General features: G+C 60.9%; 12 protein-coding genes. 7 read left to right on the forward strand and 5 right to left on the reverse strand.

The window, feature by feature from the left end; genetic code table 11:
* Positions 1-26: 26 nt before the first annotated feature.
* From DWZ15_RS07060 to DWZ15_RS07090, 7 genes are all read left to right on the forward strand, one after another.
* Positions 27-1,247 (forward strand): peptidylprolyl isomerase, encoded by a 1,221-nt coding sequence (locus tag DWZ15_RS07060; RefSeq protein ID WP_118450146.1) that lies wholly within the window; start codon positions 27-29, stop codon positions 1,245-1,247.
* Between the two features lie 54 nt (positions 1,248-1,301).
* On the forward strand, positions 1,302-1,745 hold the full coding sequence (locus DWZ15_RS07065; protein ID WP_118270581.1) for a GatB/YqeY domain-containing protein: 444 nt from the start codon (positions 1,302-1,304) through the stop codon (positions 1,743-1,745).
* Between the two features lie 272 nt (positions 1,746-2,017).
* Positions 2,018-2,749: an amino acid ABC transporter ATP-binding protein gene (locus tag DWZ15_RS07070; protein WP_118450148.1), complete on the forward strand. Its 732-nt coding sequence runs from the start codon at positions 2,018-2,020 to the stop codon at positions 2,747-2,749.
* Between the two features lie 8 nt (positions 2,750-2,757).
* Positions 2,758-3,633: a transporter substrate-binding domain-containing protein gene (locus DWZ15_RS07075; RefSeq protein WP_118450150.1), complete on the forward strand. Its 876-nt coding sequence runs from the start codon at positions 2,758-2,760 to the stop codon at positions 3,631-3,633.
* A gap of 25 nt (positions 3,634-3,658) precedes the next feature.
* The gene (locus DWZ15_RS07080) at positions 3,659-4,405 is read left to right on the forward strand and encodes an amino acid ABC transporter permease (protein WP_117734777.1); all 747 of its coding nucleotides are present in this window, start codon (positions 3,659-3,661) and stop codon (positions 4,403-4,405) included.
* Positions 4,406-4,408: 3 nt separating this feature from the next.
* On the forward strand, positions 4,409-5,047 hold the full coding sequence (locus DWZ15_RS07085; RefSeq protein ID WP_055285379.1) for an amino acid ABC transporter permease: 639 nt from the start codon (positions 4,409-4,411) through the stop codon (positions 5,045-5,047).
* Between the two features lie 167 nt (positions 5,048-5,214).
* The gene (locus DWZ15_RS07090) at positions 5,215-5,838 is read left to right on the forward strand and encodes an AAA family ATPase (protein ID WP_089572632.1); all 624 of its coding nucleotides are present in this window, start codon (positions 5,215-5,217) and stop codon (positions 5,836-5,838) included.
* Positions 5,839-6,299: 461 nt separating this feature from the next.
* Here the strand turns inward: DWZ15_RS07090 and gltA are convergent, their stop codons facing one another.
* From gltA to glmU, 5 genes are all read right to left on the reverse strand, one after another.
* Positions 6,300-7,709, reverse strand: coding sequence for an NADPH-dependent glutamate synthase (gene gltA / locus DWZ15_RS07095; protein ID WP_118450152.1), 1,410 nt, complete (start codon positions 7,707-7,709; stop codon positions 6,300-6,302).
* The gene (locus tag DWZ15_RS07100; protein WP_006235793.1) at positions 7,700-8,539 is read right to left on the reverse strand and encodes a sulfide/dihydroorotate dehydrogenase-like FAD/NAD-binding protein; all 840 of its coding nucleotides are present in this window, start codon (positions 8,537-8,539) and stop codon (positions 7,700-7,702) included. Before DWZ15_RS07100 ends, gltA begins: the two co-directional genes overlap by 10 nt.
* A gap of 374 nt (positions 8,540-8,913) precedes the next feature.
* Complete coding sequence (pth, locus tag DWZ15_RS07105) at positions 8,914-9,543, reverse strand: aminoacyl-tRNA hydrolase (protein ID WP_199580047.1); 630 nt, start codon at positions 9,541-9,543, stop codon at positions 8,914-8,916.
* Positions 9,544-9,782: 239 nt separating this feature from the next.
* Complete coding sequence (locus DWZ15_RS07110) at positions 9,783-10,769, reverse strand: ribose-phosphate pyrophosphokinase (protein WP_089573682.1); 987 nt, start codon at positions 10,767-10,769, stop codon at positions 9,783-9,785.
* A 192-nt stretch (positions 10,770-10,961) separates the two neighbouring features.
* Positions 10,962-12,374 (reverse strand): bifunctional UDP-N-acetylglucosamine diphosphorylase/glucosamine-1-phosphate N-acetyltransferase GlmU, encoded by a 1,413-nt coding sequence (gene glmU, locus DWZ15_RS07115; protein ID WP_099432438.1) that lies wholly within the window; start codon positions 12,372-12,374, stop codon positions 10,962-10,964.
* Positions 12,375-12,447 lie beyond the last annotated feature (73 nt).

A 12,447-nucleotide genomic window follows, 5' to 3' on the forward strand; every position in this document is an offset into this window, starting at 1 on the left:
TCGATTCGTTATGCGAAAGGCCAACTATGGCAAATAAGAAAAAGAACTCCGAGGCCGCGCCGACGCCCGAGCAGCAGACTCGCGCTGCCTCCAGCTCTCGTAAGAAGCAGCGCAAGACGTACGTGTCTAAGACCGTCAAGATTGTTCTGGTGGTTATCGGCGTGCTGGCAATGTTGCTTTCCGTCTCGGCCATGGCGTGCTCCGGTCTTATGTCGCAGACCGAGGACACCTCGGGCTACAAGCTCACCGGCGGCGTTGCCGCCACCATCAACGGCACCAACCTCACCGAGGATACCGTGACCAAGCAGATCATGAGCATGCGCACGTCCTATGGTTATACCAAGGACAAGGATTGGGCGCAGTACCTGGTCAACAACGACCTTACGCCCAAGAAGTACCGCAAGCAACTCATCGACTCCTACACGCAGCAGATTCTGCTTCAACAGGCACAGAAGGAGAACGGCGTGACGGTGTCGGACGAGGAGGTCGAGAAGGCTTGGAAGGACGCATGCAAGAGCGCGGGCGGTGCCAAGGCCTTTAAGAAGACCCTCAAGACCTACGGCTATACCGAGGATACCTACAAGGATTCGCTCAAGGAGAGTCTGGCGCAGCAAAAGCTCAAGGAAGCCGTGGCGCCTACCAGCAAGCCCGAGGACAGCGAGATCGTCGATTACATCAACGAGAACCTGTCGAAGTACAACGATGCCCGCCGCTCGTCGAACATCCTGATCAAGGTCGATTCCGAGGCATCCGACGAGGACAAGGCTGCCGCCAAGGCCAAGGCGCAGGAGTGCCTGGACAAGATTAACTCCGGCGAGCTGAGCTTCGAAGACGCTGTGAAGCAGTATTCCGACGACACCGGTTCCAAGGAGAAGAAGGGCGACGTGGGCTGGGACAAGCTCACCACCTTCGTCGACAGCTACCAGACGGCACTCGAGGGGCTCAACAAGGGCGATGTGAGCGGCGTGGTCGAGTCGACGTACGGCTATCACATTATCAAGTGCACTGACTACTTCCATGTCGATAGCCAGGTCGATGATATCAAGCAGGTACCCAAGGCCATCAAGAAGTACGTCTCCAACGTGGTGAAGACGCAGGCGGCCAGCACTGCATATAGCGAGTGGCTGGAGCAGTACAAAAAGGACGCCGACATCACCGTCAACCCCATGCCCAAGGACGTACCCTACAACGTGAGCCTGAAGGGTGTCACCAAGAGCTCGACCGACAATTCGTCGACGACTGAGTAATCATGGGGCGGTGCTCGCGCGAGTGCCGCCCGCACTATTGAGGAGGATTTGCAGATGACCAACGAAGAGCTGCAGCAGGAAATGATCGCCGCCATGAAGGCCAAGGACAAGGTTCGCCTGTCCATCATTCGCCAGGTTAAGGCCGAGGTGAAGAATATCGAGGTTAACGAGCGCCGCGATGTGACCGAGGAAGACGTCAACAGCATGATCAAGCGTCTGATTAAGCAGACGAGCGAGACGCTGGAGATGTCCATCAAGGCCGGCACCGACCAAGAGCGTACCGACAACCTGACCGAGCAGGTCAAGATTCTGGAGAGCCTTCTGCCCGCGCAGGTTTCGGGCGAGGAGCTCGAGGCCCTGATCGAGCAGGTCATCGCCGAGCTGGGCGCCACGTCCAAGAAGCAGATGGGCCAGGTCATGGGCGCTCTGGGTAAGGCCACTGGCGGCAACTTCGATAAGCCGGCAGCAGCAAAGATCGTTGGAGCCAAACTCGCGTAGGGACCGAGCGGCATATAGTTGATGTTGAGGGGGCGTGACCATTGCGGTCGCGCCCCTTTTTTGATGGCAGCTGAAGGGCACTCATTGGGGACAGACTTAAATGAGTGCCCACTTCCCGGGTACTCATTTAAGTCTGTCCCCAATGAGTGCCCGAGTGCCCAATGAGTGGGTGGAAGGTTGCGGGTTCTTTACGGGGATGCAGCGTGGACTGCGGAAACGTGGTTCTTTCCGTACAATAGTGCAATTCGTATTAACGCAGGGAAGGGACATTCATGGCAGACATGATCGAGATCAAGCATCTCAACAAGTACTTTGGCGACCTGCATGTGCTCAAAGATATCAACCTCACCGTCAAGCGCGGCGAGAAGCTCGTAATGATCGGGCCTTCCGGTTCGGGTAAGTCGACGCTCATCCGTTGCGTCGACTATCTTGAGGAGCCCACGTCGGGCGAGGTCATCATCGACGGTACGCCGCTCACCAAAAAGAATCACCTGGAGATGGCCCGCAAGTATAGCTCCATGGTGTTTCAGCAGTTCAACCTGTATCCCAACATGACGGTGCTCGGCAACCTGACGCTCGCGCCCATCAAGCTACAAAAGAAGAGCAAGGAGGAGGCGACCGAGGTCGCCATCGCCGCGCTCAAGCGCGTCGGCATGGCGCATAAGGCCGGCGAGTATCCGCAGAACCTCTCGGGTGGTCAGCAGCAGCGCATCGCCATCGCCCGCGCCCTGTGCACCAAGCAGCCCATCATCCTGTTTGACGAGCCGACTTCGGCGCTCGACCCCGAGATGGTCCAGGAGGTTCTGGACGTTATGATTGAGCTCGCGCAGGAGGACATCACCATGATCTGCGTGACGCACGAGATGGGCTTTGCGCGCCAGGTGGCCGACCGCGTCATCTTTATGGAGGACGGCCGCATCCTGGAGGAGGGCACGCCCGAGCACTTCTTCGATAACCCCGAGAACCCGCGCTGCCGCGAGTTCCTGTCCAAGATTCTGCACTAGGCGCGGTGATGGACATGACGGATATGACGAGGACGGCCGTGTCGCGCCGTCACTTTTTGCAGCTGGCGGGCGCCGGCATGCTCGTGCTGACGGGGACCGCGCTCACCGGTTGCGGCAACTCCACCAGTGGCGAGGGTTCCGACAAGGGATCCAAGCTTGCGGCCATCAAGTCGCGCGGCCATCTGAATGCCGGCGTCAAGAAAGATGTTCCCGGCTACGGCTATTACGACACCGCCAAGGGTCGCTTTGAGGGCATGGAAGTCGATTTGTGCTACCAGATTGCCGCTGCCGTCTTTGGCGTGAGCTACAAGGAGGCCCGTGCCCAGGAGCTTGTCGAGTTTACCGACGTAACGCCCAAGACGCGCGGCCCGCTGATCGATAACGGCCAGCTTGATGTGGTCGCGGCGACCTACACCATCACCGACGAGCGCAAGAAGAGCTGGGACTTCTCGACGCCGTACCGCACCGACTACGTGGGACTCATGGTCAAGAAGCGTTCGGGTTTTACCTCGATTGAGGACTTGGACGGCAAGGTCATTGGCGTGAGCCAGGGCGCTACCACGCAGGGCCTGATCGAGCAGATGATCAAGGACAACGGCTTTAGCTGCAAGCCCGAGTTTAGGGCCTTTAGCGGCTACCCCATCATCAAGAGTTCGCTCGACGCCGGCAATATCGACGTCTTTGCCATGGACCGCTCCACGCTGGCCGGTTACATGAACGAGACCGTTGAACTGTTGCAGCCCGAGGTCAAGTTTGGCGAGCAGGGCTACGGCGTGGCGACCAAGAAGGGCTGCGACCTTTCGGCCGTGGTCGATCAGGTGATTTGCGATCGACTGGCCGATGGCTGGCTCGACCAAGAGGTCAAGACCTGGGGTCTTGTATAGGCGCATCGTCCAAGGAAGGAATCAAATGCTCGAAGGATTGTTTGACGCCGACCGCTGGTCGACGACATTTCAAAACATGGGGCCCTTCTGGGAGGGCTTTGGCGTGACGCTGCAGGTGGTCATTGCCGGTCTGCTACTGTCGCTCGTGCTGGGCACGCTGCTGGGCGTGTTCTCCACCACCCGTTCGCGCGTGCTGCGCGCCATAAGCCGTGTGTACGTGGAGTTTTACCAGAACACTCCGTTGCCCGTTCAGGTGCTCTTTATGTACATGGCCGGTCCGCAGTTTTTGCAGGCCATAACTGGTGCCGACCAGCCGGTGCGCATCGCGCCGTTCGTGCTGGGCTTCTTGGGCGTGGGCCTGTATCACGCGGCCTACATTTCGGAGGTCATCCGCACCGGTATCGAGGCCGTTCCGCGCGGTCAGATGGAGGCGGCCCAGAGCCAGGGCTTCACCCGTGCGCAGGCATACTGGTACATCGTGTTGCCCCAGACGTTCAAGATCATTCTGCCGCCGCTGTGTAACCAAGCGCTCAACCTGGTCAAGAACACGTCGGTGCTGGCGCTTGTGGCCGGCGGCGACCTTATGTACCGTTCCGACAACTTTGTGAGTCTGTACGGTTACCTGCAGGGATACATCGTCTGCTGCCTTATGTACTTCATCATCTGCTTTCCGCTCGCCATGCTGGTGCAGTGGCTCGAGCGCCGCTCCAAGGAGCGTCCGCGCGGCGTGAGCCTGGCCGAGCTGGGGCTCGACAACGTAGAGGAGGCCTAGCGCATGGAAATCTTCAACGCGACCAACCTGCTCTACATTTGGGGCGGCTTTGTTAAGACCATAGAGATCTCGGCGCTGTCGATCTTTTTCTCGCTCATCTTTGGCACGGTCCTGGCGCTCGTTAAAAGCTATGCGCCCCGCCCATTCCGTATTTTGGTGAGCGCCTATATCGAGCTGTTCCGTTGCACGCCGAACCTGCTGTGGATCCTGTTCATCTACTTTACGGTGCAGGGTTTGGACATTGTGATTTCGACCATCGCCTTTACGCTGTTTACCAGCGCTGTTATGGCCGAGATTGTGCGCGGCGGCCTCAACTCGATTCCGCGCGGCCAGTTTGAGGCGGCGCAGAGCCAGGGCTTCGGCTTCTTTGCCACCATGCGCTACATCATTCTGCCGCAGACGTTTAAGACGATCATTCCGGCGTTGTTTAGCCAGTGCACGACCGTCATTAAGGACAGCTCGTATCTTTCGGGCATTAACGTGGCCGAGCTCATGTACACGGCAAACGTCGTGATGGCCCACGCGATCGATCTGTCGCAGGTGCTTATGCTCTACGGCTTGGTGTTTGCGATGTACTTTGTGCTCAACTTTGGTATCTCGCTGCTGGTCCGAGCTTACCAACGCCGCATCGTAGCCGCATAGCCTGGCTTTCCCTGGCACCCAACCTTGGCCTTCAAACCGTCGCTCGCGTACCAAAGTACGCGTCGCTCCTCTTTCAGGCCAATCTTGGGCACCAGGAAAACCCAGGTACGGTATCGTGGGAATAAGAGATAAACAGCCCTTTTCTCATTTGTTAGAAAGGAATCGCGATGAGCGATCTGGAGAACAAGAAGAATCCTGTGGTCATTACCATCGCGCGCGATTTTGGTGCCGAGGGTCATGAGATTGGACGCATCCTCGCCAACGAGCTGGGGATTCCGCTGTACGACAACGAACTGCTGGTGCGTGCGTCGCTGCGCGCGGGCGAGTCGCTCGATAAGATGGCCGCCTACGACGAGCGCCTGGCCGTGGAGAACATGGCGTTTTTGCCCGACCGCTACGACGCCCGTTCGTACTCGGACAAGCTGTTCCAAAAGATGAGCCAGGTGATTTTGGACTTGGGTGAGACCGAGAGCTGCATTATCGAAGGCCGCCTGTCCGATTACCTGCTTCGCAACAACCCCAACCACATTGCCGTGTTGGTGACCGCTCCCTTTGAGGACCGCGTCGAGATTGTGCGCAAGAAGCGTGGCCTTAACAAAAAGAAGGGCGCCAAGCTGGTCAAACAGCAGCAGAAGGCGCGCGAGGCGTTCTATAAGCGCTACAGCGCCGGCAAGTGGAAGATGACGAGCGGTAAGGATATCGTCGTCAACCGCGCCAAGCTGGGGCGCGAAGGCTGCAAAGACGTTATCGCCGCTGCCTACCGCTACAAAGTGGCTCAACTCGAAGGCTAGCCGACCAAAAACCACCGCAAAGGGTACAGGCACCTTTGTGGTGGTTTTTGTTTTAGGCCGAGGGGAAGGCCTTGGCGGCAGTGCCTATCCTCGGCTTTTGCATAGTCTCGATCTGTAACACCAAGCCAGCGAAAATGGCTCTAACTGTTACAGATTGAGATGAACCGTTCGGCCGTCAGCCCAACGTCTTGATCTGTAACACCAGGCGGCATATTTGGTCTCTAACTGTTACAGATTGAGATGCAGCGTGGCCGGCCGGCACAATATCTCAATCTGTAACAACTGCAGGGCTCAACGGACTCCAGCTGTTACAGATTGAGACAAAACGACCGGGCAAGTCCCAAACCACCACAAAGGTGCCTGCCCCATCGTGGTGGTTTGGGTGGTCGGCATAGAAAAAGTCCCCGCCGGGCGTGTGCTCGACGGGGACTTTGCCGTTTGATGGCGAGCGCTGCAGGTGATTACTCACCCAGCAGGCTCTTGGTGATGGAAGCGGCGGCCTTCTTGCCGGCGCCCATCGCCAGAATGACCGTAGCGGCACCGGTGACGATGTCGCCGCCGGCCCAGATGCGGGGATCGGTGGTCTGGCCGGTCTCCTCGTCGGCGACGATGTAGCCCCACTTGTTGAGTTCCATCTTGCCGCCGATCTTGGCAGCGAAGGGGTTGGCGTTGGTGCCGATAGCCGAGATCGCGACGTCGCAGGGGATCTCCTCGATGGCGCCCTCGATGGCAACCGGGCGACGACGGCCGGACTCGTCAGGCTCGCCGAGCTCCATTTTCTGGACCTTGACGGCGCACACGGAGCCGTCCTCGCCAGCGACAAACTCGAGCGGGGAGACGAGCGGCAGAACCTCGACGCCCTCGGCCTTGGCGTGGTGCAGCTCGGCGCGACGGCAGGGCATCTCGTCCTCGGTGCGACGGTAGGCGATGATGGCGTGCTCGGCGCCCAGGCGCTTGGCGGTACGGACGGCGTCCATAGCCACGTTGCCGCCACCAAAGACAACGACGTTCTTGCCGTGCTTGGTGGGGGTGTCGTACCCGGGGAACTTGTTGGCCTTCATCAGGTTCACGCGGGTGAGGTACTCGTTAGCGAAGAAGACGTTGGGCAGGTTCTCGCCGGGGACGTTGAGGAACTTGGGCAGGCCAGCGCCGGTCGCCACGTAGATGGCGTCGAAGCCCTGCTCGAACAGTTCCTCGGCCGTGGCCATGTTGCCCACGACGGAGTTGTACTCAAACTTGACGCCCATGTCCTCCAGGCCGTCAATCTCGCGCTTGACGACCGCCTTGGGCAGACGGAACTCGGGGATGCCGTAGACCAGCACGCCGCCGCCGGTGAAGAATGCCTCGAAGACGGTGACGTCAAAGCCGTTACGGGCGAGCTCGCCGGCGCAGGTGATGCCGGACGGGCCGGAGCCGACGACGGCGACCTTCTTGCCGTTCTTGGGGGCCATCTTGGGCGTGGAGGCGAGCTCGGGGCGGTCACCCAGGAAGCGCTCGAGCTGGCCGATGGCCACGGGCTCGGACTTCTTACCACGGATGCACTTGCCCTCGCACTGGTTCTCCTGCGGGCAGACGCGGCCGCAGATGGCGGGAAGCATGGAGTCCTCGCGGATGGTATCGAGAGCGCCGCCGAAGTCCTTCGCGCGGATCTGCTCGATAAAGCGGGGAATGTTGATGTTGACGGGGCAGCCCTCAACACAGAACGGCTTCTTGCAGTTGAGGCAGCGCTCGGCCTCGGCCAGCGCCATCTCCTCGGTGAAGCCCTTGTCGACGGGGCGGAAGTCGCAGGCGCGCTCGGCAGCCGGCTCCTCGTTATCGGGGGTGCGGGGCGACTTCATATCGGCAACGAAACGACCGTTAACTAGTGGCATGCGCAGCTCTTTTCCTCATAGGCCTTGAGGGACTCGCCCTCTTCGGAACGGTAAGCGGCCTGGCGGGCACGAAGGTCATCCCAGTCGACCAGGGTGGCATCGAAGTCGGGGCCGTCGACGCAAGCGAACTTGGTCACGCCGCCCACCTCGACGCGGCAGCAGCCGCACATACCGGTGCCGTCAACCATGATGGGGTTGAGCGACGCGGTGATGGGGGTGTCGTACTTCTGGGCGGTGAGGGTCGAGAACTTCATCATCGGAACGGGGCCGACACAGAAGACCTGGCTCACGGCCTTGTCCTGCAGCAGGCGCTCCAGCGGAGCGGTGACAACGCCCTGCTCGCCGTAGGAGCCGTCATCGGTGGTGATATGGATGTGGTCCTCGTCGAGGAGCTCGCGGAACTGGTCCTCCATGAGCAGGAGGTCCTTGGTGCGGGCGCCCATGATGGCGTGCACCTCGTGGCCGGTCTCGACCAGGTGCTTGGCGACCGGGAAGGCAATTGCCAGGCCGACGCCGCCGCCAATGACGGCGCAGGGGCCCTCGGCCATCTCGGTGGGAACGCCCAGCGGGCCCACGACGTCGCGCAGCGACTCGCCGGCCTCGTAGGTGGAAAGCATCTCGGTGGTCTTGCCGATCACCATGAAGATGAACTCGACCCAGCCCTCGTCACCGTTCCAACCGGCCAAGGTAAACGGGACGCGCTCGCCCGTCTCGTTGGCGCGGACCATGAGGAACTGTCCAGCGTGCGCATGTTTGGCGATTGCAGGCGCCTCGATGCGGAACTTGAACACCTTCTCCGAGAACTGCGTCTTCTCCAGGATCTTATACATAGAACCCCTCTCTTGTTAGGGCCGCCGAACCGTGCCTCCACGGAAATGGACGGTAGCCCGAATAAAACCGTACGCGCACAGGCGTTGTGCAGACATACGGTGCAAATTATACCCTCATGGACATGTCGCTTACGTGTGTCTTCGGCGGTTGGGAAAAGGGTTTATCCACTTCGGCCTACCAAAGGGTGACGGGTTTATTTTGGCAGGTTTTATCAGGCAAAACGGCAAAGGGGGCCGGCCTCGCGCATCGGTGAGGCCGGCCCCCTTTGGGGCGTTATGCATGTATGGTGGCACGGGGTTTATTGCGATGTGCCGACTGCGGCGTTTACGCAGATAAAACCTGCCGAAATAAACCTGTCCCTAAATGGTAGGTTTTAGTGCTTGCCGTTGGCGGAGGCGGAGCCGTTGACGTGGTCGCGGGCATAGACCACGCCGTGCACGATCGCCAGGCCGGCGGCGTCGGCCGCGCGGGCGCAGGTGTCCTGGAAGTCCTCGGCCTCGCGGGCGCGCAGCTGCTTGAGTACGTAGTCGGCGACAGCCATCTTGCCGGGAGGGTTGCCGATACCGGTGCGGATGCGGCTGAAGTCGCGACTGCCCATCTTGTCGATGATGGAGCGCAGGCCGTTGTGGCCAGCATGGCCGCCGCCCACCTTAACACGCACATCGCCGGCGGGAATATCGAGCTCGTCGTGGATTACGAGCAGCTCCTCGGCCTTGATTTTGTACTCGCGGCAGAGCTTGGAGATGGGGCCGCCCGAGGTGTTCATGTACGACTGCGGCTTGACCAGCACAATCTGGCGCTTGCCGCCCTCTTCCTCGGGGTCGTTGATGTTGATGAGCGCGACCTCGGCGCCGGCCTGGTTTTTCCAGTACGTGACGCCGGCCTGACGGGCCAACTCGTCGACTGCTTTGAAGCCAGCGTTGTGGCGGGTCTCGGCATACTCATCGCCCGGGTTGCCAAGTCCGGCAACCATGCGAATCTTAAGCGGCTGTGCAGCTGCCATAGGCTTCCTTTCGTTACATAAGAAGTTCGTTCAACGACAAAGGCTACCACGCCCGCCGAAGGCGAGGAAAGGGCACGGCAAAGTCATTTCAGAAAACAGCTGCCCCGAGACAGCAGGAAGCCCGGTAGGCCGGGAGGGGTTATCTAAGCCGACATCCCGCAGCCGCGAAGCGGCGAGGACGTCGGCGTGATAACCCCGCAGGCCTACCGGGCTTCCGGTGGGATGCGAGGGTCAAGCGACTACAGCGCGAAGTCGCCGCCGACGAGCGTGGAGACGGGCTCCTCGTGGTAAACGGCGGAGATGGCCTGAGCGAACTCCTCGGCGACCGAGATAGTCTTGATCTTGCCGCCGACCTCGACGGGGATGGCGTCGGTGACGACGCACTCGACGATGGGGGCATCGTTCAGGCGCTCGATGGCCGGACCGGAGAAGATGCCGTGGGTGGCGCAGACGTAGATGTCGCCGGCGCCCATAGCCTTGAGCTCCTTGACGTTGGCGCACAGGGTGCCAGCGGTGTCGATCATGTCGTCGTTGATGATGCAGGTCTTGCCCTTGATGTCACCGATGATGCCCATGACCTCGGCGGCGTTGTGGCGCGGACGGCCCTTGTGGGCGATGGCCAGGTCGCAGCCGAGCATGTCGGACAGCTTCTTGGCGGCCTTGGCGCGACCCACGTCGGGGGAGACGACAACCAGGTTGTCGGTGTCGAAGTGCATGTCGTTGTAGTACTGGCCAAACAGCGGCAGTGCGGACAGGTGGTTAACCGGGATATCGAAGAAGCCCTGGATCTGGCCCTGGTGCAGGTCGAGGGTGATGATGCGGTTGACGCCGGCACGCTCGAGCAGGTTGGCGACGAGGCGGGCGGTGATGGGCTCGCGCGGGCCGGCCTTGCGGTCCTGGCGGGCATAGCCGTAGTGGGTGATAACGGCGGTGATGGAGCGGGCGGATGCGCGCTTGGCAGCGTCGGTGGCGATGAGCAGCTCCATGAGCATGTCGTTGACGTTGCCGCCGGCCACGGACTGAATCAGGAAGACGTCGGCGCCGCGGACGGTCTCGTCGTAGCGGGCGTAAATCTCACCATTGGCGAACTGCTTTAGCGTAAGGCCCGAAAGCTCGACCCCAAGGTACTCAGCAATCTTCTGAGCGAGGGGACGGTTGGAGGAACCGGAATACACGCGGATGGACTTGCGCATATTCTCCGACTTCTCGGGATCATTAATCGGCATTACCCTTCTCCTTTATACATCGAATGCCATATAGATGCCTTGTTGCATTGTAACCGCGCGGCGGGGTTTATCGGGTCCTGATAACGTCTTTACCGCCAACGGACACGAACCGACCACTCATCCGGTTGCGCAGGTCACGATAGAAAAAGGAGCCGCCCCCATGGAGCAGCTCCTTTTGTGCTTGGTAAAACGTTATACCTCGTCGTCCTCGTGCAGGCGGCGGCGGTAATCGGCGGCCCAGCCCTCAATATTTACCTGACGGGCGCGGCCCAGACCGAGCGCGTCTGCCGGGACCGGCTCGGTGATGACGGAGCCAGCGGCCACGAGCGCGCCGTCGCCGATCTGGGCGGGCGCGACCATCATGGTGTCGGAGCCAATGAAGGCGTCCTTGCCGATGACGGTCTTGTGCTTGTGCACGCCATCGTAGTTGCAGGTGATGGAGCCCGCGCCCACGTTGACGCCGGAGCCCATGGTGGTGTCGCCGATGTAGGACAGGTGCGGCACCTTTGAGCCCTCGCCGATCGTGGACTTCTTGATCTCCACGTGCGTGCCGGCCTTGGAGCCGTCGAGCATGTGGGTGCCCGGGCGCAGGTAAGCGCGCGGGCCGCAGTCGACGCCGTTCTCGATGACGGCCTCGATGGCGATGGTCTCATCGATGGTGCAGCCGCTGCCGACAGTGGTGTCGGTGAGGCGGCTGTTGGGGCCAAGCTGGCACTCCTCGCCCACGGTGACGTGGCCGATCAGGTGCGTCTGCGGCCATACGACGGTGTCGCGGCCGATGGTAGCGTCGGGGCCGATCCAAGCCTGCGTGGGGTCGATGAACGTGACGCCCTCGGCCATCCAGTGCTCGTTGATGCGGTCGCGCGCGATGGCGGTGAGCTGCGCGAGCTGGATACGGCTGTTGACGCCCAGACCGTCGCGGTAGTCGTCGCAGTGGAAGATGGAGACAGCCTGGCCGTGGCCTTTGAGGATCTCGAGCATGTCGGGCAGGTAGTACTCGGATTGCGCGTTGTCGTTGCCGATCTCGTTAATGTGGGCGGCGAGCTGCGCGCCGTCAAAGGCGTAGCAGCCGGCGTTGCACTCCAGCAGCGTGGCGGCCTGCTCGGGCGTGCAGTCCTTCTGCTCGATGATGCGCTCGATCTGACCATCGGCGCCCAGCTTGATGCGGCCGTAGCCAAAAGGATCGGGCGGGGTCATGGTCATGACGGTGCAGGCGAGCTCGCCGGTGGCGACGGTTTGCGCGAACTTGGCGACGGTGTCGGCGGTGATGAGCGGCAGGTCGCCGTTGAGCACCACGACGGGGCCTTGCGTGATGCCACAGGCCTCGAGCGCGACCTTCACGGCGTGACCGGTGCCCAGACGCTCGGTCTGCTCGACGCACTCGACCTTGGTGGCGCTGTTGGCGTAGGCGCCGTCGATGAGGGCGCGCATCTCGTCGGCGTGGCTGCCGATGACAACCACGACGCGGCTGCAGCCGGCCTTGATGGTAGCGTCGACGATCCACTGGACCATGGGCTTACCCAGGATCTTGTGCGAAACCTTGCAGTGGTTCGACTTCATGCGGGTGCCCTCGCCGGCAGCGAGGATAATTGCGGTTGCGTCCATGTGATCTCCTGTTACGTTATAGAGACGTGTGTTTGGAAACGATACACGGCGCAATATGATACCGCAGGCATAT

Origin of the sequence: Collinsella sp. AF29-7AC, assembly GCF_003475665.1 — a bacterium.
Classification (GTDB): Bacteria; Actinomycetota; Coriobacteriia; order Coriobacteriales; family Coriobacteriaceae; genus Collinsella.